The sequence below is a fragment of the Nitrobacter sp. CN101 genome (genome assembly GCF_055390255.1).
In genome coordinates, this window is the sequence record NZ_AP038833.1 from 1,447,587 (window position 1) to 1,472,749 (window position 25,163).

General features: G+C 57.6%; 32 protein-coding genes. 20 read left to right on the plus strand and 12 right to left on the minus strand.

The window, feature by feature from the left end; all coding sequences use genetic code 11:
• Positions 1-6: 6 nt before the first annotated feature.
• On the minus strand, positions 7-948 hold the full coding sequence (locus ACZ5IL_RS07045; protein WP_464595983.1) for an IS1595 family transposase: 942 nt from the start codon (positions 946-948) through the stop codon (positions 7-9).
• Between the two features lie 694 nt (positions 949-1,642).
• On the opposite strand from ACZ5IL_RS07045, the gene ACZ5IL_RS07050 reads away from it, so the two are divergent.
• The gene (locus tag ACZ5IL_RS07050) at positions 1,643-2,461 is read left to right on the plus strand and encodes a lytic murein transglycosylase (protein ID WP_425905914.1); all 819 of its coding nucleotides are present in this window, start codon (positions 1,643-1,645) and stop codon (positions 2,459-2,461) included.
• A 72-nt stretch (positions 2,462-2,533) separates the two neighbouring features.
• Here ACZ5IL_RS07050 and ACZ5IL_RS07055 read toward each other — a convergent pair whose 3' ends face one another.
• Positions 2,534-3,427, minus strand: coding sequence for an OmpA family protein (locus tag ACZ5IL_RS07055; RefSeq protein WP_464595985.1), 894 nt, complete (start codon positions 3,425-3,427; stop codon positions 2,534-2,536).
• Positions 3,428-4,058: 631 nt separating this feature from the next.
• Here ACZ5IL_RS07055 and ACZ5IL_RS07060 point away from each other — a divergent pair.
• The 4 genes from ACZ5IL_RS07060 (at position 4,059) to ACZ5IL_RS07075 (ending at position 6,579) form a co-directional block, all read left to right on the plus strand.
• Positions 4,059-4,976, plus strand: coding sequence for an IS1595 family transposase (locus ACZ5IL_RS07060; protein ID WP_464595986.1), 918 nt, complete (start codon positions 4,059-4,061; stop codon positions 4,974-4,976).
• Between the two features lie 35 nt (positions 4,977-5,011).
• Positions 5,012-5,818 (plus strand): hypothetical protein, encoded by an 807-nt coding sequence (locus ACZ5IL_RS07065; RefSeq protein ID WP_464595987.1) that lies wholly within the window; start codon positions 5,012-5,014, stop codon positions 5,816-5,818.
• On the plus strand, positions 5,805-6,356 hold the full coding sequence (locus tag ACZ5IL_RS07070) for a type II toxin-antitoxin system VapC family toxin (protein ID WP_464595989.1): 552 nt from the start codon (positions 5,805-5,807) through the stop codon (positions 6,354-6,356). The genes ACZ5IL_RS07065 and ACZ5IL_RS07070 overlap by 14 nt, the downstream gene beginning before the upstream one ends.
• 85 nt (positions 6,357-6,441) lie before the next feature.
• Complete coding sequence (locus tag ACZ5IL_RS07075) at positions 6,442-6,579, plus strand: hypothetical protein (RefSeq protein WP_464595990.1); 138 nt, start codon at positions 6,442-6,444, stop codon at positions 6,577-6,579.
• On the opposite strand, the gene ACZ5IL_RS07080 is transcribed toward ACZ5IL_RS07075, so the two are convergent.
• Positions 6,576-7,744 (minus strand): IS3 family transposase gene (locus tag ACZ5IL_RS07080; RefSeq protein WP_464593319.1). Its coding sequence is split into 2 segments (ribosomal slippage): positions 6,576-7,480 and positions 7,480-7,744, totalling 1,170 coding nucleotides; the frame shifts between segments, so codons are not numbered across the junction. The two genes, ACZ5IL_RS07075 and ACZ5IL_RS07080, sit on opposite strands and share 4 nt — an antisense overlap.
• Positions 7,745-8,007: 263 nt before the next feature.
• On the minus strand, positions 8,008-8,559 hold the full coding sequence (locus ACZ5IL_RS07085) for a recombinase family protein (protein ID WP_464595991.1): 552 nt from the start codon (positions 8,557-8,559) through the stop codon (positions 8,008-8,010).
• Positions 8,560-9,180: 621 nt separating this feature from the next.
• Here ACZ5IL_RS07085 and ACZ5IL_RS07090 point away from each other — a divergent pair.
• The 4 genes from ACZ5IL_RS07090 to ACZ5IL_RS07105 all read left to right on the plus strand — a co-directional run bounded on the left by ACZ5IL_RS07090 (position 9,181) and on the right by ACZ5IL_RS07105 (position 12,769).
• Positions 9,181-9,579: a hypothetical protein gene (locus ACZ5IL_RS07090; RefSeq protein WP_464595992.1), complete on the plus strand. Its 399-nt coding sequence runs from the start codon at positions 9,181-9,183 to the stop codon at positions 9,577-9,579.
• Between the two features lie 240 nt (positions 9,580-9,819).
• A complete protein-coding gene (locus tag ACZ5IL_RS07095) occupies positions 9,820-10,155 on the plus strand; it encodes a hypothetical protein (protein ID WP_464595993.1) in 336 nt (111 codons plus the stop codon).
• Positions 10,156-10,241: 86 nt separating this feature from the next.
• Entirely contained in the window at positions 10,242-11,462 is a 1,221-nt protein-coding gene (locus ACZ5IL_RS07100; protein ID WP_464595994.1) for a hypothetical protein, read from the plus strand.
• A 224-nt stretch (positions 11,463-11,686) separates the two neighbouring features.
• The gene (locus ACZ5IL_RS07105; protein ID WP_464595996.1) at positions 11,687-12,769 is read left to right on the plus strand and encodes a DUF4238 domain-containing protein; all 1,083 of its coding nucleotides are present in this window, start codon (positions 11,687-11,689) and stop codon (positions 12,767-12,769) included.
• A gap of 205 nt (positions 12,770-12,974) precedes the next feature.
• Here the strand turns inward: ACZ5IL_RS07105 and ACZ5IL_RS07110 are convergent, their stop codons facing one another.
• Positions 12,975-13,202 (minus strand): helix-turn-helix domain-containing protein, encoded by a 228-nt coding sequence (locus ACZ5IL_RS07110; RefSeq protein WP_464595997.1) that lies wholly within the window; start codon positions 13,200-13,202, stop codon positions 12,975-12,977.
• 82 nt (positions 13,203-13,284) lie between these two features.
• On the opposite strand from ACZ5IL_RS07110, the gene ACZ5IL_RS07115 reads away from it, so the two are divergent.
• On the plus strand, positions 13,285-13,701 hold the full coding sequence (locus tag ACZ5IL_RS07115; protein WP_464595998.1) for a hypothetical protein: 417 nt from the start codon (positions 13,285-13,287) through the stop codon (positions 13,699-13,701).
• A gap of 46 nt (positions 13,702-13,747) precedes the next feature.
• Here the strand turns inward: ACZ5IL_RS07115 and ACZ5IL_RS07120 are convergent.
• Positions 13,748-14,916, minus strand: a protein-coding gene (locus ACZ5IL_RS07120; RefSeq protein WP_464592339.1) for an IS3 family transposase whose coding sequence is annotated in 2 segments (ribosomal slippage) — positions 13,748-14,652 and positions 14,652-14,916 — 1,170 coding nt in all. Because the reading frame shifts where the segments join, the coding sequence is not laid out codon by codon here.
• 92 nt (positions 14,917-15,008) lie between these two features.
• On the opposite strand from ACZ5IL_RS07120, the gene ACZ5IL_RS07125 reads away from it, so the two are divergent.
• Genes ACZ5IL_RS07125 through ACZ5IL_RS07135 form a run of 3 tightly spaced genes read left to right on the plus strand, consistent with a single transcriptional unit; the run spans position 15,009 to position 18,199 of the window.
• Entirely contained in the window at positions 15,009-15,266 is a 258-nt protein-coding gene (locus ACZ5IL_RS07125) for a hypothetical protein (protein WP_464595999.1), read from the plus strand.
• A gap of 9 nt (positions 15,267-15,275) precedes the next feature.
• On the plus strand, positions 15,276-17,105 hold the full coding sequence (locus ACZ5IL_RS07130; protein ID WP_464596000.1) for a cell wall hydrolase: 1,830 nt from the start codon (positions 15,276-15,278) through the stop codon (positions 17,103-17,105).
• Positions 17,105-18,199, plus strand: coding sequence for a hypothetical protein (locus ACZ5IL_RS07135; protein ID WP_464596002.1), 1,095 nt, complete (start codon positions 17,105-17,107; stop codon positions 18,197-18,199). Before ACZ5IL_RS07130 ends, ACZ5IL_RS07135 begins: the two co-directional genes overlap by 1 nt.
• Here ACZ5IL_RS07135 and ACZ5IL_RS07140 read toward each other — a convergent pair.
• Entirely contained in the window at positions 18,190-18,375 is a 186-nt protein-coding gene (locus ACZ5IL_RS07140) for a hypothetical protein (RefSeq protein ID WP_464596003.1), read from the minus strand. The two genes, ACZ5IL_RS07135 and ACZ5IL_RS07140, sit on opposite strands and share 10 nt — an antisense overlap.
• Positions 18,376-18,393: 18 nt before the next feature.
• On the opposite strand from ACZ5IL_RS07140, the gene ACZ5IL_RS07145 reads away from it, so the two are divergent.
• From ACZ5IL_RS07145 to ACZ5IL_RS07155, 3 genes are read left to right on the plus strand one after another with little or no spacing between them, the layout of a single operon-like run.
• The gene (locus tag ACZ5IL_RS07145) at positions 18,394-18,861 is read left to right on the plus strand and encodes a DUF5681 domain-containing protein (RefSeq protein WP_464596005.1); all 468 of its coding nucleotides are present in this window, start codon (positions 18,394-18,396) and stop codon (positions 18,859-18,861) included.
• Positions 18,845-19,027 carry a hypothetical protein gene (locus ACZ5IL_RS07150; protein ID WP_464596007.1) on the plus strand — a complete coding sequence of 61 codons (183 nt, stop codon included), beginning with the start codon at positions 18,845-18,847 and terminating at the stop codon, positions 19,025-19,027. Before ACZ5IL_RS07145 ends, ACZ5IL_RS07150 begins: the two co-directional genes overlap by 17 nt.
• On the plus strand, positions 19,024-19,179 hold the full coding sequence (locus ACZ5IL_RS07155; RefSeq protein ID WP_464596008.1) for a hypothetical protein: 156 nt from the start codon (positions 19,024-19,026) through the stop codon (positions 19,177-19,179). Before ACZ5IL_RS07150 ends, ACZ5IL_RS07155 begins: the two co-directional genes overlap by 4 nt.
• Before the next feature lie 214 nt (positions 19,180-19,393).
• Here the strand turns inward: ACZ5IL_RS07155 and ACZ5IL_RS07160 are convergent, their stop codons facing one another.
• Positions 19,394-19,684, minus strand: a complete 291-nt coding sequence (locus ACZ5IL_RS07160) for a hypothetical protein (RefSeq protein WP_464596009.1) — start codon at positions 19,682-19,684, stop codon at positions 19,394-19,396.
• Positions 19,685-19,756: 72 nt separating this feature from the next.
• Between ACZ5IL_RS07160 and ACZ5IL_RS07165 the strand changes: the two genes are divergently transcribed.
• Together ACZ5IL_RS07165 and ACZ5IL_RS07170 are read left to right on the plus strand one after the other, a co-directional pair.
• Positions 19,757-19,960 carry a hypothetical protein gene (locus ACZ5IL_RS07165; protein WP_464596011.1) on the plus strand — a complete coding sequence of 68 codons (204 nt, stop codon included), beginning with the start codon at positions 19,757-19,759 and terminating at the stop codon, positions 19,958-19,960.
• Positions 19,961-19,998: 38 nt separating this feature from the next.
• Positions 19,999-20,136 carry a hypothetical protein gene (locus ACZ5IL_RS07170; RefSeq protein WP_464596012.1) on the plus strand — a complete coding sequence of 46 codons (138 nt, stop codon included), beginning with the start codon at positions 19,999-20,001 and terminating at the stop codon, positions 20,134-20,136.
• Between the two features lie 60 nt (positions 20,137-20,196).
• Here ACZ5IL_RS07170 and ACZ5IL_RS07175 read toward each other — a convergent pair whose 3' ends face one another.
• The 4 genes from ACZ5IL_RS07175 to ACZ5IL_RS07190 all read right to left on the minus strand — a co-directional run bounded on the left by ACZ5IL_RS07175 (position 20,197) and on the right by ACZ5IL_RS07190 (position 23,644).
• Complete coding sequence (locus ACZ5IL_RS07175) at positions 20,197-20,997, minus strand: outer membrane protein (RefSeq protein ID WP_464596014.1); 801 nt, start codon at positions 20,995-20,997, stop codon at positions 20,197-20,199.
• An 805-nt stretch (positions 20,998-21,802) separates the two neighbouring features.
• The gene (locus ACZ5IL_RS07180) at positions 21,803-22,153 is read right to left on the minus strand and encodes a hypothetical protein (protein ID WP_464596016.1); all 351 of its coding nucleotides are present in this window, start codon (positions 22,151-22,153) and stop codon (positions 21,803-21,805) included.
• Positions 22,154-22,661: 508 nt separating this feature from the next.
• On the minus strand, positions 22,662-23,153 hold the full coding sequence (locus ACZ5IL_RS07185) for an HNH endonuclease (protein ID WP_464596017.1): 492 nt from the start codon (positions 23,151-23,153) through the stop codon (positions 22,662-22,664).
• Between the two features lie 215 nt (positions 23,154-23,368).
• Positions 23,369-23,644 carry a hypothetical protein gene (locus ACZ5IL_RS07190; protein ID WP_464596019.1) on the minus strand — a complete coding sequence of 92 codons (276 nt, stop codon included), beginning with the start codon at positions 23,642-23,644 and terminating at the stop codon, positions 23,369-23,371.
• A gap of 792 nt (positions 23,645-24,436) precedes the next feature.
• Here ACZ5IL_RS07190 and ACZ5IL_RS07195 point away from each other — a divergent pair.
• Positions 24,437-24,691: a hypothetical protein gene (locus ACZ5IL_RS07195; protein ID WP_464596020.1), complete on the plus strand. Its 255-nt coding sequence runs from the start codon at positions 24,437-24,439 to the stop codon at positions 24,689-24,691.
• A gap of 134 nt (positions 24,692-24,825) precedes the next feature.
• Positions 24,826-25,140, plus strand: coding sequence for a hypothetical protein (locus tag ACZ5IL_RS07200; protein WP_464596021.1), 315 nt, complete (start codon positions 24,826-24,828; stop codon positions 25,138-25,140).
• The last annotated feature ends 23 nt before the right edge of the window (positions 25,141-25,163 follow it).

Sequence of the window (25,163 nt, forward strand, 5' to 3'; positions counted from 1 at the left end):
TCAGGCTTAATGAGATTGCCGGTACGTCAGACGCTTGCCAGTCGCACCTTTGATTGCAAGGTCTGCACGTTCCCCATCGTTGTAGCCGAGCTTAACCCGGTAATTGTAGCGGAAGTCGTATTCTGAGAGGTAGCGGTGCAGGTGCTTCTCAGCGCAATGCTGATAGACGCCCTTCATGCCCCGCTTAAAGATTGAGAAATAACCTTCGACTGAATTGGTTGTCACGTCGCCGCGAGCGTATTCCTTGTGGCTGTGATTGACGGTTTCGTGCGTTGCGAAGTTCGCGCCTACTTTTGTGTAGAGGCGGCTTTCATCGGTGTGCAGGCGAATCTCGTGATGAATGTTCGCGGTAACGATACCGGCAACGGTCGAAGCGTCTGCCACGGCGACATGGAAGGAACGAACGTTACCGCCTCGCTCAACAAGCGAAACGATGGCGCGCTTATTTGACGGGCCTGTGCGGCCCGATTTTGTAAAAGGGCGGCCACTCGTAGTCTTAGTACGGCGCTTGGACTCAGGGACGTTGCCAAAATAGGTTTCGTCCGCTTCAACTATCGAACCTTCGCCTCCCATGGGAGCGACAAGGCCACCAGCGCGCATTGCTTCGCGGATACGATGCGACAGGAACCAAGCGGTTTTATAGGTCACACCAAGGGCGCGGTGCAGTTGATGGGAGCTAACACCCTTCTTTGAAGAAGCCATCAGGTAGAAAGCCTGAAGCCAGATGTGCAGCTTGATATGGCTGCTTTCCATCACGCTTTTGGTTGTGACGCTGAAATCCTTCCGGCATTCCTTTTCGCGGCAGCGATAGACGCCGGGCTTTTTGGTTGCGAAGGATGCAAGTGAACCACAATGCGGGCAGACGCGCTCACCACTCCAGCGCAAAGCCTCTAGGTATTCGCGAGCCGCTTCGACGGTCTGGAAATGGGCTGCGTTGAACTGGCTCATGGCAGGGCGTCCGGTTTGTGTAGCCGGACCATATACCTAGTGAGTGTGGTGTCAAGTATATAATTGTGATTATATTCCTATTCATCCCGTCCCACTGAGAGGGGCGGCTCGCGATCGTCACGGTCTGCGGGGCGGGATGCGGTGGGCGCGCGCGGCGTTCGATGTCTCGGATCGCGCGGGGGTAACCTCGCGAGTGAGAAGAGACTGACGACCACGCCGGGCGCGAACGGCCCAGCGCGCGATATCCCGGCGCATCGCCTTGCGCCATGGGGCAGCCTTGCGGGCCGTCTCCCTCAACGGGAGCGGCGGCGAGGTGCAAGACCCCTGGAGTGATCGTCACCTCAGGGCCGGCGGTCGGGGGTTTTCGCGCAGCAAGCCGTTAACACCATCGCGCGCGGAACGCCGGATGATTCCGGTGTGACCGTGGCGACGACACTCGTGTGCTTTTACTTTTGCACACGGGGCCATGGGTGCATCGAGCACCCGGCGTTCCGCGCGCCCTCTCTCGAGAGCGCAGAACGGGATCACGACGACGGCGTCCCCGCGCCGCTAAACAATAGGGGTATTTTGGCACGCCCGAAGGCCGGCGCGAATTGTTTCTGGCGCGAACGGCGCAGGCGCCGCGCGCTGTCGTTAATCATCGCGTTGCCATAGTCATGCTATAACGCGCGACGATTCAGCAAAAGGGATTGCAATGAAAACCCGTTTCGCCATCGCCTTCGCCGCCGCTCTTCTCGCCGCTCCCCTCGCATCGACCGCCGTTTCCGCCGCGCAATGCGGCGGCGACTTCAATACGTTCGTGGCGTCGATGTCGCGGGAAGCCGCGGCGGATGGCATCTCGCAGAACGTGATCTCGCAGGCGCTCGGCGGCGTGCAGCAGGATCAGGCGGTCCTGAATTTCGATCGCCGCCAGCGCGGCACCTTCCGCAAGAGTTTTGAGCAATATGCCGCGACCCGCGTCACCGGCGGCCGCATCAAGGGCGGCAAGGCGATGCTGGCGCGTAATGGCTCGCTGCTGTCGCGGATCGAGAAGCAATATGGCGTGCCGCCGGAAATCGTCGTCGCGATCTGGGGACTGGAAACCGATTTCGGCCGCGGCGACATGGGCAAGCTGCCGGTGTTCCGGGTGCTCGCGACCATGGCGCATGATTGCCGCCGCACCGAACTATTTCAGCACGAGCTGCTGGCGGCGCTCAAGATCCTGCAGCGCGGCGATCTGCGTCTCGGCGACATGGTCGGCGCCTATGCGGGCGAGATCGGGCAGACCCAGTTTCTGCCCTCGTCCTATATCAAGTACGGCGTCGATTTCGACGGCAACGGCCATGTCGATCTCCGGCATTCGGTGCCGGACGTGCTGGCTTCGACGGCGAACCTGTTGAGGGTCAACGGCTGGAAGGCCGGCGGCGACTATCACGAGGGCTCAGCCAATTTCGAGGCGATGCGCGAATGGAATCGCTCCGAGGTCTATCGCAAGACCATCGGCCTTTTCGCCGACAAGCTGGCCGGGCAGTAGGGATAGCGTTTTCGAGCGAGTGGACACCGGTTCGCGTCACCGGCTTTGATTTCATCAAAGCCGGGATTGGCTCTACGGCTGCACCAGTTCGACCCGGCGGTTGAGCGCGCGGCCGCTGTCGGTGCCGTTGGAGCCGACCGGGGCGAGGAAGCCGACGCCGGCGGTGTTGAGCCGAGGCTTGGCGATCTTGTAAGTGCGCACGAGGTCTTCGGCGACGGCTTCGGCGCGGCGGCGCGACAGGTCGAGGTTGTGGGCCGGGGCGCCCTGGCTGTCGGTATGGCCGACGATATAGACGTTGAGCTCCGGCTGGCCGTTCAGGAGCTTCGCGATCTGGTCGAGGGTCGGCCGGCTCTCCGGTTTGAGCGTGGCCTTGTCGGTGTCGAAGTAGATGCCGTAGAGCGCGATGTGTCCGCTCTCGCCGAGCCCCTTGGCCATCGCAGCCGCATCGACCATCTTGTTCTGCATCGCGTCGCGTTCGGCGACGGTGAGCTGCGCGAAGATGTCGTCGTTGTTCTTGCTGACCAGCACGCTGACATAGGTCTCGCGCCCATTCTCGACCTTCCGGCCGGCATAGTAGCGGTAGTCGAAGCCGTCGACCCACATCTGCGGTATCGGCAGCGCGCCGATTGTCTCGCTGAATGGAATTCCGCCGCAGGCGTCGACATCGCAAGCGAGCAGCGTCTCGAACCCGGCGTTCGCCAGTTGGCTCTCGAAATTGCGGGATACTTCAAGAATCGAGGGACCGGGCCCTGTGCGGTAGGCGATACGGGAGATACGGCCTTCCACTCTGCGCGGGTCGGTGGCCTTGCCGTCCTTGAACGGGGCGGCCTGCAGGATTGCGCCGTCGAAATCCTTCACGTCATAGCCGGTGATGACGCTGCCTTTGAAGCGGCCGATACCGGGATAATCGTGCGACTTGGCAACATCGCCCACCGCGGCTGCGGCCGGTGCGGTCAGGCTCGGCATCAAGTGAATGACGATGGCAGCGGCAACAGCGAGGGCCAGACGCGGCATGAATCAAACCTTTTGATAGCGTCACATGAAAACGTCACATGAAATAGCAGGCAAGGGATCCGCTTCGATCGCTTGCTGCTCCGGCTCGAGAGAAAAAATATTCGTCCGCAATCGTAGCGGATCATGCCCCGTCATCGAAGGCTCGGGCGAGCAAGTCCGCCCGAGCCTCTGAGACTACTTCTTCTTTTTCTTTGCGGTTTTCTTTGCGGTTTTCTTCGCCGCTTTTTTCGCTTTCTTGGCCATAATGTCCTCTAAGGGTTAAATGGTTGAACGCGACTTCGAGGCGTGTTCAAGGGGACAACCGCACAACAGCCTCGAGCATCGATCCGAGCAGATTCGGATGCGCCGCGTCGCGTCACCAAGGCGTCGTCATCCTGTTATCCACAAGGTTGCTTGGCAATCTTCTCAGAAGCGGGTGGAGACGCCGATGTAGCTAACAACGTCGGGCGTATTGCGATTGAGGCCGATATTGGCTCCGATATCGAACTGCAGCGTTGAGTGCGGCTGCCAAGCCAAGGATAGGCGATGTTTCACTTGACATACCCAACCACGAAACCTAGAATCTTGGCCATTGGAGATGTCCATGGCCAAATCTGTTCTGTCCGATGCTAGGTTTCACAATGAGGTAGCGGCCTTCGCTTACGTGGAAGCGGAGCTTTGGCCGGACGGTCCCGTTTGCCCGCATTGTGAGAATGCAGATCAAACCAAAATTGGCCGCCTTCAGGGCAAGACGACCCGCGTCGGCCTTCGCAAGTGCTACGCCTGCCGTAAGCCCTTCACGGTTCGTATCGGCACGATCTTTGAGGATAGCCACCTGCCGCTGCGCCTTTGGCTTCAGGCCATCCATCTGCTTTGCAGCAGCAAGAAAGGCATCTCCACGCGCCAGCTACAGCGCCTCCTTGGCTGCGGCATGAAAACCGCTTGGCATCTTGGGCACCGTATTCGTCACGCCATGACCCCGGATAACCCGGATCAGCTTGGCGGGCTCGGCAAGACCGTGGAAGCTGACGAAACGGAGCTCGCCAAGTCTCGCAAGACTAAGCGTCCGGCAGACTTCCGCCGTAAGATTCACAATCCAGTCGTGGTGAGCCTTGTTGAGCGCGGCGGTGATATTCGTTCCACCTTCCTTGACCACCGTAGCGTCGTTCGCGTGGTCCGGGAGAGCGTGCATCCTGATAGCCGCCTCGTTACCGATCAAGCTCAGCATTACAAGCACGCTCCGGTAGCGGATCATGAAGCCGTGGACCATTCCAAGTTCGAATGGACCCAGGGTGACGTTTATACCAACACGCTAGAAGGGTTCTTTTCGGTTCTGAAGCGCGGCCTTGTTGGCATCTATCAACACGTCGATAAAAAGCATCTTGATCGCTACTTGGCCGAATTTGACTTTCGCCAAAACACCCGCGCCAAACTCGGTATAGATGATGTGCAACGCAGCGCCATCGCTGTGCGGGGGATGGCTGGCAAAAGGCTTATGTACCGGGACTCATTCGTAGGGTAGAATCCCTCATCCCCACTCGCATTGTGGTGCGGTTTATGGCCGATGATGACCGGATCACGCTGATAATTGAGGGCTTGCCCGAAGATAAAGGGCAGGTGCGCCTTGGCGCGTTCATGAACCAGCTTCAAAATCTCAATGCGACCATCACGAAATTAGATCGAGAGGCCAACCAAGGTAAGCAAGCGACCGTATACAAAATAGCTGAGCTTTCCTACGCGAGTCCGGTCCGAGTTGTTTTGGAGCCGTTTGCGTTACCAAAGCACCCGTATGTCGGGCATGCGATCATCCAGAGTCTAGGACGGGTAGCGGAAGCTCTCGAAGACGACTCCGATTTGTCCGGCCTTGATGCTGATCTGCTGGAGGATATTCGCGGGCTTGCGAAACCCGTTGGAAAGTCTGTGGCTAACGTAACTCTGCTATTCAACGACCACAGGTTTGATTTGACGCCAAAGGTTGCGGCCCGAGTCGATACCGCTTTGGCGGTTGAAGAAGAATGTACTGGCTCTATCGAAGGGATGCTTGAGCAAATCAATTTGCATGACGGCGCGAACGTCTTCCACATCTATCCTGAAATAGGGCCTCGCAAAGTAACCTGTCATTTCCCAGCGAAAATGCTTGATGACGCAGTATCTGCCGTTGGCCGCAAGGTAGAAGTGTACGGCATGCTTCTTTATCGAAGCGGGGCTACCTTCCCGCATTTAGTTCAAGTCACCGAAATTGAAGCGTTCCCGCCTGATAGTGAGTTGCCCGATTGGGACGACGTGCGAGGCATGGCTCCCGACGCGACGGGAGATTTGAGTAGCGAAGCATTCATTAGGAGGCTTCGTGATGGCTGGTACTGAACCGGTCTATTACTGGGACGCGTGTCTTTTTATCGCTTGGATCAAGGACGAACAGCGCCCGACAGGCGAAATGGATGGCGTGCGTGAGATTGTCCAGCGCGCGAGGCGACGCGAGGCCAAAATCATCACGTCTGTGCTTACTGTAACAGAAGTCTTGGAAAGTCAGCTGCCTGCCGGAATGAAAACGTTGCTAGACGGCTTGATGAGGCGGGTTAGTCGCGTCGGAATGGAAATTAGAGTTGCAAAGATGGCGCACGACTTGCGCGACTTTTATACGTCGCGATCTCAGGAGTTTGGAGGAAAGACGCTTGGTGTTCCTGACGCGATCCATTTAGCTACTGGTATTCTCCATCGCGTTACCGAATTTCACACGTTTGACAACGGCGGCACCGGCAAGGCTTTAGGGCTCTTGCAGTTGTCCGGCAACGTTGGCGGTCATAGGCTCACAGTATGCAAACCAGAAGCAAGAAACCCGGGCCTCGATCTGAGAAGGTCGCCAATAAGCAGGACGACCCCGAGCAATCCAAACGATTCTTAGAGGCCGCGAAGTCCGCTGGCGCGGATGAGACCGCCAAGGGCGCCGAGCGCGCCTTTAAGTCGGTGGTAAAGCCGCGGAAGGCGAAATGAGCGGCTGGCAATACTTCGTTGAGCGGCTGTCTCATCCGCTTACCAAGGTCGACGCGCGGATGGAGCGCTCAATAGAGCAATTGCGGATGGCGGTGCTGGCCTGCCCCTATGAGGTGGTCCGGTTTCAGTCTTAATGCATAATCGGCTTTTCGGCCATTGCTTGCGCTGCTGGCGGAAGCGATCCGGCTGGCTTTGAAGGCCAGGCGATGGCCTCTGGCGCCGGCGGTTTATATCCGAGCGATGAGTGTGGTCGCTCGGTGTTGTAGTAGCGCCGCCATGCCTCGATGATGACCTTGGCCTCGGCGAGGCTGTAGAAGATCTCACTGTTGAGCAGTTCGTCGCGAAGCTTCGAGTTGAAGCTCTCGCAGTAGCCGTTCTCCCAAGGGCTTCCGGGCTCGATGAACGCGGTCTTGGCGCCGACAGCTGCAATCCACTCTCGCACTGCCTTGGCGATGAACTCCGGCCCGTTATCAGAACGAACGTGGCCGGGCACGCCGCGTAGGATGAACAGGTCCGACAAGACGTCGATGACGTCGGTCGAGTTGAGCTTGCGATCAATCCGGATCGCCAGACATTCTCTGGTGAACTCGTCGATGATGTTGAGCATGCGGAACTTCCTGCCATTGTGGGTCCGGCCCTCGACGAAGTCATAGGACCAAACATGGTTTGGATGCTCGGGCCGAAGCCGGACGCACGATCCGTCATTCAGCCAGAGTCTGCCTCTCTTCGGTTGTTTCTGAGGAACCTTCAGCCCCTCCCGCCGCCAGATACGCGCGACACGCTTGGCATTCACCGTCCAACCCTCGGACCGCAGCATCGCCGTGATCCTGCGATAGCCATAGCGGCCGTAGCGTAAGGCCAGACTGATGATGTCGGTCGTCAATGCCTCTTCATCCGGTCGGCTTTGCGGCTTCTTGCGCTGGGTCGAGCGATGCTGGCCCAGAACCTTGCAGGCAAAGCGCTCCGAGACGGAGAACTTCACCATGACATGGTCGACGCAGCGGCGACGGCGGGAAGGGCTCAGAAGTTTCCCGAGGCAGCCTCTTTCAGGATCAGCTTCTCGAGCGTCAGGTCCGACACTGCCTTGCGCAGCCGGTCGTTCTCTTTCTCAAGCTCTTTCAAGCGCTTTACCTGATCGCCCTTCAGGCCACCAAACTCCTTGCGCCACCGGTAATACGTGAACTGCGTCACGCCGATCGAACGAACCGCTTCGCCAACCGATCTGCCTTGTGAAAGCAAAACATCGACCTGGCGCAGCTTCGCGACGATCTCTTCCGCCTTGTGCTTCTTCTGGGGCATTCCAATGTCCTCTCTAACGGCTAATAGCCTAATTCAGGGAGGACCACTTTTCAGGGGGCAGACCAGTTTCCCCCGTACCCCGTCCGCGAGGCCACCCCTTGCGGCAATGGGAGGAGGGGTTCAATCTATGGCCTTCTCTGATACGGACCAAGCCTCATGATTTCGATCCCATTGGTACTCGTATTCGTTGGTGCCATGCTGTACTTCGGAGCGAAGACCGTCCTGGGCTGGATGCGGCCAAAGCGCCGTGAGTGAGGCTGCTCCTAGGTGCCACCACCCTCAAGCGCCCGGTACACTGATGCGCGGGCGATCTTGAGAGCCTTTGCGATAGCTGCCGGTCCGACCCCTTGCGCCTTCATGGCTCGCACCTGGGCAACATCAATGCTCGGCTTGCGGCCTTTATAGACCCCGCTGGCCTTGGCCTTGGCGATCCCTTCAAGCTGGCGTTCTTTCCTCAGGTTGGTCTCAAACTCTGCGAACACGCCAAGCATATCGAGGAACGCTTTACCCGCTGCCGTGCTCGTGTCTATCGGCTGCTCAGTGGCCTTGAGGCTCGCACCCTTGGCCCGCACCGCGCGGACGATGTCTTGAAGATCACCGATGCTGCGGGCGAGGCGGTCAATGCGGGTGACCATGAGTGCGTCACCGCTCCGTAGAAACTCAAGGATGGTCTGAAGCTCGGTACGGCCGGTGGTGGTGGTGCCACTCCGCTTCTCCGACCGGATCACCTCGCAGCCAGCCGCGCGGAGTGCCGCCTCCTGTATCTCTAAGTTTTGGTCCGTGGCGCTGACACGGGCATAGCCGAACACCGTCATCGTCAAATCCTCCTCAATTGTCTCATATGGCTCTAGACCCTGAGAGGATGATGTCTCACAAAGAGAATGTCAACCCTATTGAGACACGAATTGCGTCTCAAGCTGATGCCTCGTTTGCGTATACCCTAGTGAGACATGAGGGTGCGAGATTGTCATACGGCATGTCAGCCATATTGACGTGCCATCGTGAGGAGGGGGCGGCCTAACTAATGTCCCGCTGGGATGAAAAATCTCTTCGGTAGATCAATTGCTTATAATTTGTAGCCTCGAAGAGAGAAGCAGATTCCAAGACTCGGCCTCTTATGTCCCAGCGATACGCCGAATTCACCAGTGGAAACAAGGCACTCTGGTTCGCTTCTACTAGGAAGAAAAGGCGCACGGGTCCGACCTTACCGCTTATGTCCCAGTATGACGCTAAATTCTCTTGTAAAAACAACGTGCTATAATTCCCTTGTACTAAGGTAAGCTCCGTTTCACGCTCCACTAAGGCGCGGACTTTAGTTCCCACATACTAAGAGAAGCCGCACCGCGCCGCTTCACCCGCTACCGCCACCTCCAGCCGCTTCACACCAGCCGCTCTACAACCACCACCGGCCACTCGAAAGAAGGAAGCCACACACCATGGCAGCCAACGATGACGCACGTCCGCAGGCCACTGACATCCACCCATCATCTCAGGCCACACCGCAGGCCGAAGGCCAAGGGCTCCCGCCTGAGGCATTCGACGCCATCGTGCAGCATGCGGACACGTTGCCTGATGCGCCGCAAGCGGCCCCAGCCCAGCCTCCTCAGGAACCGGACATGGACGCCCTTATTGACGGGTTCTCCATGGATGACCTCATAGACAACTACCAGCCGCCTTCAGACGAGTATGCGGCGATCAACAAGAACATACACCAAGTCAGTGGCGTGCTCGGCTCGGCAGCCCTAGGCGCGGCCAGCAGTACCCGGCCTTGCGCAATCCGCTTAGCTCTTACCTTGCGGCCAAGCCTGATGACAGTGAAGCCGAGGGGCGCTTGAAGAATGCGCTTGAGGGCATCGTGCTTGATGCGGGTCTATCTGGTGCGTTGGTCCTTGCAGCGAAGGGCATCAGGGAGTTTCGCGCGGGAAACCTTGAGGCCGCGAACAAGGCGGCGAGTGAGGCCGATGAGGCATTCAACGGTGGTCAACAGGCGAGAGGAGACGAAGCGCACCCCTTGCAGGACGAATCCCGCAACGATACGGTTTCGGCCGAGCATATCACTGAAAGAGGAGGCATCGATGCTGGAGAAGATCAAGGTGCCTTCACTCCCGACGGCAGTGGCCGTCTCAATCCTCGCAGCGATAGTGATGTACGCGCTGGGATACCCGGCGATGATGATCTCGGAAATACTCCTCATCCTGGAGACACTGCAGTACGTGGTGATAGCCGGTTATTCGGCGCTGAAAACGATCTTGCTCGGGATCGTGGTCTTCGGACTTCTTCTCGGTCTTCTTCTACCGGTGTTGGCGGTGTTGCGGCGACGAGTCCAGAAGGAACAGAACGGGCCGCCCTCTACCGTCTCAAGTCCGACATCTCAGCCCTCATCCAGCACGGTGGACGCGACGGAGCAATAGACGCGGGGTACACCTTCAGCCCTCGACCGTCTAGCGGCCTCATCCCGTGGCAGAAGCTGCACACCACCGAGGATACGCAGACGTGGATGGCCTACATCATCCACAACCAGGCGGACTACATCAACGCGCGGCGCGGTGGTGACGCTTCTGGCGTGATGTCTGATGCCGACATGGCGTCCATGCTCAAGGACCGCGCCAAGGTGTGGAACGAAGACCCGGCCGACCTCGCGGGCATCCTCAAGGCTGCTGGCGATGATGCTCCGAACCTTGCCACCAACATGGAGACCTCTTTCCTCATCGCCAACAAGGCGTATCAGGATGCCTATGAGCTAGCCTCACGCATCAGCGCCGAGAACTACGCGGGGTACGGATCACGGGCAGAAGCGATAGCCGCCATGCAGCACATGACCGCTCAGGCCACCGTCATGTACGCCAACGGCAAGGCCATCCTCACCAACGCCGCGCGGTCCATGCGGAGGATGAGGAGCGAGTTCAAGTTCACCCCGGAGCAGCTTGAGAACATTCGCACGGCGGACCCCGAGCAACTGCTCAAGCTCATCAACGAGACCAAGGGCGACCCGAAGCTTTTGGCGAAGGCTTCACAGATCACCGCCTTGAACCGCGTCATCGACTGGGCAACCGGGCTCCATGCCGCCAACCTCTTGTGGTCGTGGAAGACGCAGGTGGTCAACGGCTTCACCTCCGCAGCCATGCTCGTGTGGCGTCCGCTTGAGACGGGCATCGGGTCATACGGGCTCAAGGCTATCGGCAAAGTCCGTGGCGATGAGGCGATGATGGCCAACGCGGACAGCATCAGGCGGCAGAGTGTCCGCGAAGTGACATACCTTGGCTCCATGCTCAGCGATGGATGGAACGCATCCCTTCGCACGTTCATGGAGGGAGACAGTATCCTTGCCCCGCGTACACAGGAACACCTCTCCACCTCATCGCTCACGGGAGACAACCTCAAGGACCTTGCGTCGTCGTTCCGCCCGATGAGCACCATTGACGATGTGGTGCACAATGCCACGGCCGCAGGCATCGCGCTTCGAGCCTCGCTCACGGGCGACCTGAGGCTGATGGGCGGTGTGGATGAGATGGTCAAGCAACTCCGCTACCGTGCGGTGGTCGCATCGAAAGCTAGCCTTGAGGCCGATGATGTTGGCCTTATTGCAGGATCGCAAGCCCATAAGGACTACGTGACACGCAAGCTTGAAGCATCCTTTGATGTTGCGGGCAGGGGCATAGACAAGGCCCAGCTCAATGGCAGCCTTTATAGGTCTCCGCGTGTTGATAGGGAGGGTTAGCTCCCCCACCATCCTGGACCCGACACAAGGCACCAGCCTAATGGCACCACCTCAAGGTAATCCCCCGAGAGGAGGTCGAAGTGCAGTGGCCTTGGGCCTACAGTGCCATGAGCTTGGGGGACCTTTAAGGCCGACGTCATGCACTCATGAAGGAGACCCGCCATGGGGAGGGGACACCGCATGCATCCCGAGGAGGACTCCACCGAGCCACCACGATGGGGGCCATGATCTCGAAGAGGTTCAATGCGAGATTGAGCATCGCGCCTACCAGCGACAGGACCGCGTTGCCCCGGCCATGGACGGTGCGCCTTGAAGAGATAAGCTACGAAAGGCAGGAGATTATGGGGAAGCAAGCACGAAAACATCATTACGTGCCGCAAATGTATTTGTCCGCCTTCGAAAATACGAATGGACAAATCTGGGTCACCGATGCCTCAACATGCAAAGCATTCAGCAGGGCCTCCGAAAACATTGCCGCAGAGCGGGACTGGAATAGGGTCGACTTTCCAGGCGTGCCCATCGACGCGCTCGAAAAGGAGCTGGGCAAATTTGAAGGCCTGATCGCGCCCGGCATCAAAAGAGTCCGCGACACCGCTTCATTTGGCGAACACGGAAAAGATCGGGAGGACATCATCAACCTAGTCACACTCTTAGCTGTGCGTAACCCACGCACTCGTGACTTCATGCACGGGTTCTACGCCGACGTCCTGCGAACGATGGTCGCGATGCCGTTTAATGACCCAAAACGTTGGGATGCAGTCGTAGAGCAAATGAAGGGTCAAAACATATGGCCGAAGGGAGCCCCTACGGACTTCGAAGGGCACAAAAAGTATGTCTGCGAAAACCTAGACAAGCTCTACGCTCACAAGAATATGACGCTAGAATTGGAGCTCGAGGCCCTGACTTCGACGTATTGGTTTTACGATTCCAGACGCTGGCGAATTCTGAAAGCTAACGCCGACACCGGCGGATTTGTCACCACAGATCATCCGGTTTGCATTCACAAGCCGGCAGCTTCTGCAAACTATGGCCAGATATATGCTCCGGGTTTCGGCATGGCGGATCGGGACGTTATTTTTACCCTTTCTTCCAGTGTCTGCTTAATTGGTCGTGCGGAAGGCGAGGAGGATTTGGTCGAAGTAGGCTTGCACAATGTCGCCAGTGTGAACGCGACGTTGATAGGCTTCGCCTTAAAGCAAATTTATTCGATGGACGACCAATTTTACTATACGCGCTCGCCACACGAAGCGATTGGTCGTGGCTTCACACTCCTGGAGGACTCGCACTTCAAAACGCGGGACGGATAAAAGCAATTTCAATAGTTACACCGAAACTAATTGCCCGGTGGAGATCCGCTGCATAGCGCGCACTTGTGGTGAGCCTAGGCCATGGTGAGCCCTATGCAATGATCGGAAACTTCGCGATGGCATTGGCCTTCGCCTTGATGGTCACCTCGCCGTAGCCCTCCGAGATATTGCGCGGGGCGTGGCCTTGGATCGCATCTGTTTTGGGTCAGCGTGCTTTCTTGGCCTCATCGAATAGCGAACGAATGGGCGTCTCTAGCGCTCTGGCGACATGCCAAAGGCTAACGACGGTCGGATTCCGATTCCCTTGCTCAAGACCGCTAATATAAGACCGGTCTACTCCCACGAGGTCGGCAAGCTCTGCCTGTGTAATTCCAGCCGCCAGCCGGAGCCTCTTAACGTTGTTTCCCACCAATTGCCGCACGTCTTCAGACATGGGGCTAAGGCGACAACTTGTTGCAATCTAATGCGACGCATTATAATGCACATTGATTGCAACTGATAGCCGGGAGCAAGCAGTGACGAAAATTACTCTGGACTGCCGAACCATCAGCCTTCCATACGATCAAATGATTAGCCTTCGAAAATCGGGGCATCTCAATCTCGGAATAGATAATACCTTGGCGGCTCAAATCTCGGCTGCGCGGGCGGGCTCGAAGATGGCAACCGCGTCAACGGCGCATACGTTCTGGAGCCTCGCAGCCCTTGGTGTTGCGATCTTCGGTATTTACCTTTCGATCACTTCGCAATGGTGGTGGTTCATCGTAGGCATTGTCGGTGCCATCGTCATCAGCAAGTCGAACCAACAGGGAAACGCTGAGAACGTGCTGGACGCAGCAATGATTGATCGCGACTTCTACGAAAGGGTCAGGAAATTCAATGGCTGGCAGTATCAGATCGATGAGGCAGAAGCGCAGAAATATCGGGCGGCCTAACCTTGGAGGGTATGGCCTGCCCCTATGAGGTGGTCCGGTTTCAGTCTTAATGCATAATCGGCTTTTCGGCCATTGCTTGCGCTGCTGGCGGAAGCGATCCGGCTGGCTTTGAAGGCCAGGCGATGGCCTCTGGCGCCGGCGGTTTATATCCGAGCGATGAGTGTGGTCGCTCGGTGTTGTAGTAGCGCCGCCATGCCTCGATGATGACCTTGGCCTCGGCGAGGCTGTAGAAGATCTCACTGTTGAGCAGTTCGTCGCGAAGCTTCGAGTTGAAGCTCTCGCAGTAGCCGTTCTCCCAAGGGCTTCCGGGCTCGATGAACGCGGTCTTGGCGCCGACAGCTGCAATCCACTCTCGCACTGCCTTGGCGATGAACTCCGGCCCGTTATCAGAACGAACGTGGCCGGGCACGCCGCGTAGGATGAACAGGTCCGACAAGACGTCGATGACGTCGGTCGAGTTGAGCTTGCGATCAATCCGGATCGCCAGACATTCTCTGGTGAACTCGTCGATGATGTTGAGCATGCGGAACTTCCTGCCATTGTGGGTCCGGCCCTCGACGAAGTCATAGGACCAAACATGGTTTGGATGCTCGGGCCGAAGCCGGACGCACGATCCGTCATTCAGCCAGAGTCTGCCTCTCTTCGGTTGTTTCTGAGGAACCTTCAGCCCCTCCCGCCGCCAGATACGCTCGACACGCTTGGCATTCACCGTCCAACCCTCGGACCGCAGCATCGCCGTGATCCTGCGATAGCCATAGCGGCCGTAGCGTAAGGCCAGACTGATGATGTCGGTCGTCAATGCCTCTTCATCCGGTCGGCTTTGCGGCTTCTTGCGCTGGGTCGAGCGATGCTGGCCCAGAACCTTGCAGGCAAAGCGCTCCGAGACGGAGAACTTCACCATGACATGGTCGACGCAGCGGCGACGGCGGGAAGGGCTCAGAAGTTTCCCGAGGCAGCCTCTTTCAGGATCAGCTTCTCGAGCGTCAGGTCCGACACTGCCTTGCGCAGCCGGTCGTTCTCTTTCTCAAGCTCTTTCAAGCGCTTTACCTGATCGCCCTTCAGGCCACCAAACTCCTTGCGCCACCGGTAATACGTGAACTGCGTCACGCCGATCGAACGAACCGCTTCGCCAACCGATCTGCCTTGTGAAAGCAAAACATCGACCTGGCGCAGCTTCGCGACGATCTCTTCCGCCTTGTGCTTCTTCTGGGGCATTCCAATGTCCTCTCTAACGGCTAATAGCCTAATTCAGGGAGGACCACTTTTCAGGGGGCAGACCAGCTGTCCTTGCCGATTTGCCATCCTTCGTGGATCTGGAAAATCTGGATGCTCGGGGTGTTGATGCCAATTTCTGGCGTGTCGATGAATCGCACGACTACGATGCAGACATTATGCGTGGCGAGATTCTGGCGGATCAAGCACTGGCCTATTGCCGGCAGCATTCAAACCCAATGCTGATCGGCTTCACGCTGCGCAGCATCGTTTTCAACGGCCGCATGGGGCCGCTTGAATGCGGATTTATCGGCCGTATCGCTACGGCGGCGGCCGTTGGCTCACACAATTAGAGGCGCGTAATGGCCCTGCAAGACACAAGCAATTTTTCTGATAGTGGACGGATGACACCGGAGACCATTGCGCGCCGGACTAAAGTTGCCGAGGCGCTTTATGGGGACGCGGTGAGGCCGAAACCTATCCAACATTGGACGCAGGGCCTCGCTCAGATGGGTCAGGCTGCTTTTGGGGGCTGGCAGCTGAACAAGCTGGAACAGGCCGAAAAGGCCAACGCGACGGACAGTGCAAGGTCGATTGCAGAAGCGCTTAGCGTCGCTCTCGGCTCTGCTCCGGGTGCAACTAGCTTGCCCGGTGGAAACGCGCGTCCTTCGTTCGGCTCTCCGCCTATGGCTCCCTCAACGACGGGCAAGATTTATAACAACGATGAGCCTTCTCCGCTTGATCCGCCATCCGGCCAGGATCGGGACCTTGCTGTGCGGACCATGATTGCGGAGGCGGGGGACCAGGGGCCGGTAGGGCTGAACGCGGTTGGGAGTGTAATTCGCAATCGAGCTGTGAATGCCGGATTTGGCGGGGATACGCCGCAAGGCGTTGTGACTGCCAAAAACCAGTTTGAGCCGTGGAATACGCAGGGAGGTCGCGACCGCATGGCAGCGATTGACCCCAATGGTTCTCAGTATGCGGCGGCCGGTCACGCGCTTGACCTAGCCTATGCCGGCAACGATCCGACCAATGGCGCGACGATGTTTTACGGGCCTAAGGCGCAAGCCGCCCTTGGCCGCCGTCCACCTTCATGGGACGACGGAACGGGAGTTGATATTGGCGGGCATAGGTTCTTTGGTGGAGCATCCTCGGTCGCTCAGCCTTACGACGTAGCGGGTCCTGCCGTTGCAGCTCCGAGTGGGAGCAACTCTGTAGCTGCTGCTTTGTCAGGTCCTGCCTCGACAGGCAATTCCTCTCCGGTCGCTCAGGCTCTCACGCCGCTCATCAGCACGATTGGCAATCCTTACATATCGCCCGATGCCCGCAGCACGGCGATGATGGTCTTGCAGAGCCAATTGGCGGCTAACAAGGTGCAGACTGTCGATCTTGGCAACGCGGTCGGGATCATGGATGCGCGCGGCAACATGCTACGTTCAATTCCGAAGGGAGAGCCGAACAAGGGTCCGGAGTTCGGCGAGGTTGGCACCAATCAAGCCACCGGCGAAAAGATCATGGGCTGGCGCAATCCGCGCGACATGAGCGTGACACCCTATGCTCCACCCCAGCCTCAAGGCACGACGCCGTCCGTCGTCCCGCCCGTTCCAGCAGGTGTTGATCCTAAGGTTTGGCGCGAGGAACAGTCCAAGCGGGCCACCTCCGACGCCATGCCTGCCGATACCAAGACCGTCGCGGCCCTTCGTAACGAGGTGCAGGGGTTGCCGTCCTACAAGAACCTTGCGCAAGCGGCTCCCGTCTATCGCACAATGGTGGATGCGGCGGGGCGCGACAATCGCGCGGCGGACGTGAACCTGATTTACGGGCTCGCGAAAATCATGGACCCGGGTTCGGTAGTCCGCGAAAGCGAGATGACCGTGGCGCAGGCCATTGCGACGCTTCCTCAGCAGTTGCAGGCCGGAATCAAGTCTCAGTTGGCAAACACGGGCCGACTGGCCCCAGACTTGCGAGAAGCGATCATGACGGAGGCGCACAGCCGTGTTGGCGCCTATCAATCCATGTTCGATCAGGATACGAATATGTATCGCGGCATTGCTCAACGTGGACGCATGAACGCGGATGATGTTCTGCCGAATTTCGGCGCATTCGATCCCTGGACCCGGCCAAAGACCACTGGAGACGTTTCCAAGCCGGGTGGTCACACACAGTCTGGCCTACAGTGGAGCGTCGAATAATGGCAACGCTTAACATCGGTGGCCAGCGCATCTCGATTGACGACGGCTTTCTGCAATTGGCGCCCGAACAGCAACAGGCAACCGTGGAAGAGATTGCGGTCTCTTTGCCTAAATCCACGCCCTCAACGGATTCTGGCAGCGTCCTGGGTGCGATCGATAGTGGCGCACGGCAGCTTGTGAAAGGCATTCCGGTGCTTGGCGGCGCGATGGATAAGATTGCGGCTGCTGGGGATGCGGCAACGTATTCGTTTCTAGGGCGCGGCTCTCCGGGAGAGAATTTTTCGGAACGGTACGCCAAAAACAAGATTTCAGAAGCCGGCAAGGATGCCGCCTTTGAAACTGTACATCCCAACATCTCGACCGCGCTGCAGCTCACGGGTGGCGTCGCCGGCACATTACCCCTGGCAGCCACAACTATCGGAGCGCGCGGTCTTGGTCTGGTTGGCTCGACCGGGGCGCGTGTCGCGCAAGGTGCTGCGGGCGGCGCTGCAATTGGCGCGGGTGATGCGGCAACGCGAGGGAATGATGTTGGCGCCGGCACGTTGGTTGGGGGCGCTCTTGGTGGATTCTCTCCTTTCCTGGGTCGAGTGGCGGGCGCGGCGGTCGAACGCTTCGCACGCGGGCCGACGCCAGACGCGCTGCAAGGCTTCCAGCCCAAAGCAGTCGATAAGGTGACGCGAGCACTGACCGACGACGCAGTTGATCCTGCGGCCCTACAACAGCTTGGCGCTGTTCAACGTGGTTCGCAGACCCGCGGCCGGCAGGCTGCTGGCGCAGAGTTTCCGAGCAGCGTCGCACCTGTCACGCTTCCGGGCGGCGACCGAACTCTGCTGGGTATCGCAGAACAGGGTATCCGCGGCATTGCTCGGATGTTGGGCACACAATCCCGTCAGGCTGGTCTGGATCGACAAAGCTCCGATGCGGCCCGTCTGCTGTCCTCGCAGGGCACAGACCGCGACCGGGTCGTGCAGGCATTGATAGACAGCGCGGCACGGCGGCAACGCCTCCGGCCACGCGCCGATGCGACGCAGGACATTGCAACACTGATCGGGCAGTCAGGGAATAACGATGTCAGGCGGCGGGTTCAGCGATGAGGGCTGAGCCTGTCTTGGCGGTCGAACCAGAGGCCGCCGGCCAATGCTACCGGCAGCATAAGCGCCAACGTCCACAGACCAATTCTGTCATAGCCCCACATCGCAACCACATACACGCCATACATCATGGCGCCGTAAAGAACCGTAGCGGCGATCAATTTGACCGAGCGTGACATGATCGACCTTGAGGACATATGAGCGGCAATCGATCTACTGAAAATACAGCAAAACAACAGCGGGGGACACCCTTTCAGAAAGGTCAGTCTGGTAACCCGAACGGACGACCTATCGGCTCCCGAAACGCCACGACGTTAGCCATGGAAGCCCTGCTGGATGGTCAGGCGAAAACATTGACGCAGAAGGCCATTGATATGGCGCTTGCCGGCGACATGCAGGCGATCATGCTCTGCATTGACCGGATGCTGCCGCCACGCCGAGATGTGCCGGTCTGTTTTGATCTGCCCGAACTAAAGTCGTCGGCTGACATCGCTGCGGCCACGTCGTCAGTCCTGAAGGCCGTAGCGGTCGGCGAGCTGACGCTGACCGAAGCGGCAGAACTATCCCGCATCATCCAATCCTTTGCCCGAGCCGCCGAGACAGCCGAGTTGGAAGAGCGCATCAGACGCCTTGAACAGGAGTGTCAGAATGACCCTAAAAGCTAGGTTGGAAAAGCTGGAGGCAAGTAACAATGGCGGCGGCCCTCACATCGTTTCGGGACGAGACGGACTCGACTTCAAGGCCGAGCTTGAAAAGCTGACAAAGAAACTCGGCAAGGCCCCAGATGGCCTGATCATCTGTGTCCGGCGTTTCACTGGAGAAGCAGCATGAAGACCGATCTGGTGAAGCGGTTGGAGGTGATGGAGCGACGTCGGGCTGTCATCGAGGATAACCGAGTCAGCGTCATGCTGGTGTTCGGTGGCGACCCGGAACCCGTGCATACGCCCGGTGAGAAGGTCATCCGCCTGGACTTCGCACCATGAGTGATTCACTGCATCGCAGAGTGGGAGGAGCGCAAACATGAATGCTGCTGCCTTCACTCTTTTTTCTATCGGCTACGCCGCCGATAGCCTTAACTTTGCATTCATCCGACCATGAGAATCTAAGCTCAACCCGAGAGGGCCAGTATTCGTGCGTACAAAACCCGCTGCCGGCTAATCCCGGTGGCGGGTTTTTTTGCCTTCCCCGCCAATCCCTCTATTTGCCCACTAGGCGTGTAAGCTTCGCATCGCAGGCGACTTCGGCATCGTCGAAAGACTTAAATGGTGAGCCTGTGATTTCGGCTGCGCCATAGCCTCCGTAAAGCGGGCGCCAGGATGCTACGTAACCTGGTTTCCCGTGAAAGCCGGGACCGGCAAAGCTTTTGAAGTAACTGATGGTGAAGGAAAAGCCGTCGCTATTCGCGCTCCAAATTTCCATCTCCTCGACGGCGCGCTGGAATTGGAGCGCCGCCATTCGATAGGGCAGGTCTCTCAAGGTACTGGACATCGCGATACTCCACATGCGATGCGGAAAATGTAATGCTCGCGCCAGCAAATGGGAGTCCTAGATTGAGCGTGATTGAATGGTTCAGACGGTGCCAAACACCGTTCCGCAAAGGCCGTGAAGGACTTTACGCGGGTCGTGAAGGCTCAAGGAGCGCTGCTCGACTTTGATCGAGACAAGAGGCTTGCCGAGCTGCTGAGCAGCGACGGCGATCCGGCCGCGAACTTCGACGAGATTACCAAACTCTTGGGTCAGTCGGAAACGGCCCCCAAGCCGTAGCGGCTGGACTCCCATCGTGGCCCGTTCCACTTTCGATCATGACCACAGCCGAAGAGCATGACATCTGGATGCGCGCACCGTGGGATGAAGCGAAGGCGCTGCAAAGGCCACTGCCGGACGGCTCGCTCCGGACCGTCGCAACTGGCGAGCGAGAGGACGCTGAGGCGGCAGCCTAGCTCCCTACGCAAAAAAGCCCCGGGCACTGCCGGGGCTTTTGAACTCATCGATTAGGCCGATTAGTACATCGAGCCGGCTGGGCCGCCGAACTTGTAGTTGATGCCAATCTTGGCGATCGAGAGCTTGTTCTTGAAAGCCACGTTGCCGGTGGCGGCACCTGCGCCGAGTCCCCCAAGCGCCGACAGATCCAAAGCAGCGTTCTTCGAGTCGAACTCCATGTAATCATATTCGAGGAACGCGCTCCAGTTCGGGCTGAAGGCATATTCCGCGCCCGCACCAATGAGCCAGCCAAAGCTGGTGGTCCCAGTGCTCGCCGTGCCACCGACGCCGAGACCACCAATGCCACCGATGCCAACCGCAGGGAGTGTGACGCTGTGCGTGGTGTTCAACCAAGCCGCACCGCCCTTTGCATAAACCAGCGTCTTGTCGGCTACGACGCCGCCGATGCGACCTGTCGCCGTCGCCAGCCAATCGCTCTTGGCCGTGCATGACAACACGGTGATGCAGGGCGTCGTGCCCTTTACATCCAATCCCGCGATGTCGGCCTGAACACCGAAGACAGCCCAACCAGACTGATAGTTATAACCAATCTGTCCGCCACCAAGAAAGCCGCTTCGGCTGTTCTGCGCGATCGGAAGGTTGACTGGCGTAACAGGAACGCCCAGGCCGGAAATCGAAGTCAATGTTGATTCAGTAGTGCCCCAGCCCGCTCCAGCGTGCACACCTGCATAAAATCCCGTCCAGTTCCAAACCGGCGATGGCGCCCCGTAAGGCGCCTTGACTGCGAGATCGGCAGCGGAGGCCGAAGAAAGGCCCATGGCCGTTAAACCGGCAGCAGCGAGTAGGATGATCTTGTTCATGCTTGCCCCAAAGTTAGAAGGAAGAACCGATGGAGGAAAGCTTGCAATAAAACCGTGGAACTCGCTGTAGCAGGTAGACCACAGTGTACAACTTATGCACGAGCCTCCTCTCGCGAGGAGCGCTTTTCTGCCCTGCGCATCGAAGCAACTGGAACGGGTTGATCCTCACAACCCTTTGAGATCCACCCGAGCCCGAATTGGCCCGCTGTGGGTTCATCCGGCGGGCCTTTTTGTGGACCTGGTTCAGCGCATCCTCCGCGCTCAATTGGACTAGGTATCCGACGTTTGAGGCAGCGGACCGCCACCGTCCAAGGTACGGATTCCCGTACTTGTTCATCGCCCTTGCTTCGCCCTTACTCGACGAAAAACGACGGCGAGGGAGGGACTTTTCGTGAGTGACGCTCAGCGTATCTTAGTAGTCGGACTGCTCTTGATGGTCGGCGCAACGATGGTATTTTCTTTTTTGAATTTTGGCCAAGGCGCTTTCAGCCGTGGGGATCGTATCGCTATCCTTGTTTTGTCAGGCCAGGACAAAGATTCAATAATGGGACCCGGGTATGGACTTTATACGAAGAAGGGGATTCCCGGCGTTCTCTTCGGGTTGATAGCCCCGATCTGCCTATTTCTAGTTGCCGTTTTTGTCGCGCTCGGTGCGAGAAAGCGAGACGAGCGAGCAACGGCTCGGTAACAGGGGCCATGTGTGCCCCAGCGCTGGCTTGATCAACTTCTGGGTCGCGGGGCCATCTAATTGCTGTTTGCTCTGCATGTAGATAGAGCGGCGCGACCAGCGCGCCCGAGGGACTGATTATTTGCCTGGCGGTCGCCGTCCAAATTGATTCATATCAACCGGCTCGCGAAGCTGCGGCAGCCCCTTCGGCCGATCTGGATAAATGAACTCTTCGCCGCGAAGCCATCGCCCGTCGAAGCGATCCCAAAACTGAATCGCGTCTAGCTGAACAGCGAACTCGTAGACGCGCCATGAGCCGTCGCGTTCGATGTGCTCGCCTGTCCCGTCAAATGGGATGCTGTTGAGCTTACAGACGGCGTCGATAAATCCCCAGTTTTCCCTGATGTAAAGGTCAGCCAGACATCGCACCGATTCCTGCGATGGCGATTGCTTGCATTCATCGGGCGCGGTATTTGAATTGATGTTCAAAAACCCCAGAAGCCTCTACGAGGCCGCCTTGATGTCGGTAGCCGGATCACTCTTCGTCGTTGTGCTTCTGAAAGCGGCGTTCGCATTTGGCTTCGGCTGAGCGCCAGAGTCCGAAACATGGTGCTTAGATGAGTAAGAGACTGGGAAACGTTCTCTACTGGGCTGGCTGCATTCTAGCTGGCCTTGCCGTCTTATTCGGCGTGACCGTGTCCATCATTCTTTGGAAAAGTGGGAATCCTAATGACCACGAGATGTCCTGGTTCCCGGCCGTCTTCGCAAGCGTTGGCGCGCTGGTTTCGTGGCTGATAGGCCGAGCGCTTCAATACGTCTTGTCTGGCAAATAACCAGCAACCTCCTCCGGCGGCGATGGTGCTGATCATCGCAGTTGGTGCTCTGATAGCATGGCGGGTCAAAGACTTGCTGTCGCAAGCGAGCTCCGTTGGCTTAAACATGCGGGTCAGTTCACGCGACTAGAAATAGAACCTCGCGTCTATCATCCGGGCTTGCTTCATCCACGCTTCGCCTCGTTTAGCGCGTGCTCCAGCTTCGCCACGGCCATGATTGTGGGCTTCAGCGCAGCGGAAGCATCGTTGAATCCGCGCTTGTTCAGCCGGCTCAGAACGCCATTCGGCACACATTCCCAATTCGACGGGTCTGGATTAGACCTGTTTCCGTCGATGCATTTGAGTTTGTGTCCCTTGGCTGTTGGCCCGTTCTTCTCCTCCCAAAGCAGAATATGTTTGGGACGCCATTGTTCTCTGCGGCTTTTGCTTTTCCGGTCAGTCTTGACACGAATGTAGCCATCACTATCGACGACTTCGAACCCAACAGGTCTATCCAGTCGCCAAGTCGAACTTCTGAGTCCCCTGTTTTTTGCGCGATAGTACAAAGCCTCTTTGGTAAGGTCACTTCTACCGAATTTTTTAACAAACCCTTCGTGCAATGCGCGAGGCGGCAAATCGCACCCGTTCTCCAAGAACCGACGTTCTGACGGACTCATGTCGTGACCATAACAAAGGTGACCTCTACCTCCACTCACTGCCTTAAGTCCGAGTTTTTGACAAAGGACCTTAAACTTACTGTAAGTGACGTCTGTTCGGCCGAACTTCTCTACAAACAACTTGTAGAGCCGTGGTCGCGGAGAGTTCGCGGGTAACCGCCGATAGGTCCGCTTAATGAACGCAATCTCGGCCTTGCTGTATGAAGTTGATACTGTCATCGGCGTTCAACCAGCTTAGGCGCTGTGCCAGTCGCCGGCTTTTCCATCATCGACAGATACGGGCGCGGATCACTGCCGTCGTGGTCATTCACGAGCTTGGCGGCCTGTAGCTGGACCGCTGCGGTCCGCAGGATTTGATCAGCAACACCCACCATCGCCTCGGCGCGCTTGTGCTCTTGGTCGATCTTCTCTGAAGTATTATCCTCATCGGCAAGTCGCTCGATCTGCGCGAAGAGATGGTCGTTGAGGTCAGAAAGTCTATTCTTGGTCATGCTGTTTCTCCGATGCGATGAATGCATCAGATGGCAGGTCATTGGTTCCCGACAGATCGAGCTCACGGGAACTCTCTAAATCCTCGATATCCCTCCACAGAGAGGAGTGGGATGTCTGGGTGCGGGCGCTGCTTGGGTCGGACACTCCGGCCGATCAGCAACCCGGAAGGCCAGAAGGGCCACCGCTGAAACGGCATCCAAGCGATAGGAAGTCCGTCCGGCGAGCCATTTGCCGAAGAATGAAACCAATTTCCTATTCCCATGAAGTCTATCTGAAACATTGGGCGGCTACGTATCCCTCGAATTGTAGGGAAGCGTCATGCTTGAAGCCTCAGTTGCCGCACTGTTTTTGGTCAGCGTCGCCGTATTCATTGCTCAAGCATACGACGCGATGCGCACGCATTGATGCGCGGATAGTGACACGACAGGAGACAAAAATCTGGTGAACGGTTCCACCGCTTCGCCGAAGGCGGCATATGCGATCACAAACAGGAAAACTCTTCCAATGAAATCCTTATCGACCGATCAAGCTAGACAGGCATCTCTCGTTAGTTCCCTTATCTATCTCGCCATTAAACAGCATGAACTCGCAATTGAATGGGCGTCTATCCAACAGATGAGGCTTCAACTCCGCAGCGCGTTCAATGCAGGTCCGGGAAGCGACGTATGCATGACTCGTGCATAGGAAGCCTGCCTCCCGACCATAACCGTCGTACAAAAGATTTTCTCCATCAAACCAACCGCGAGCACGCCAGCCTTTTTGTTAGGAAGGGGACCAATCTGGAGCAAAAAATGAGCAACAATGCCGAAATTCTTGCCAAGACAATCCTCGATCTCAAGGCGATGCTGGACAACAAAAGAGTGCTTTCTGAAATTGAAAGCGCGCTAGCGGATGAGTTGCCCGGCATCGCGAAAAACAGAAATCAAGAGCTGATCCAAGACCTACTGTTGACGATTGACAATGCCGATGCGGTCAGCGCCGCTGAGCGTGTACTGGCTCGATCTTATCGTCCGAGGCTAGTGATATGGGAAAATCACTGTGCGTGATCTGCCAGTGCCAGTAACCCTAAAAACACCAACAGCGTCCATTGGGACCTTAGAACCTGGCGCGGCTCGGCGAGCAATGATTTAACCTTGGCAAAGCCAATTTGAGCCGAAATTTATTGCAGAGTGAAAAAATTATGTGGGAACGCATACGCGCCGGATCCGGCCTGTTGAAGATTAGACCCCAAGAAGAAGCGGACCTCGATCCTTTTTTGGTTGATCACCTGACGGCACAGGCGAAACAATTGCTGTCAGAAGGCAAGTTGCACAGCGACACGGACGTCACCATCGCGGTAGACAACCTACAACCGAACACCACGGAGACGGTAGACGCGTTTATCGTCGTTGCCAGCCATATTGCGCATAGTTTCGGGCCGAACAATCTTCTGGCTGTGATAAGCCTTCGCAAGTGGGCGGATCGGAACCGCGGGCCGGTTATGGTTAGCTGTTAAAGCCGCTCCACGCTCTCGTCTCG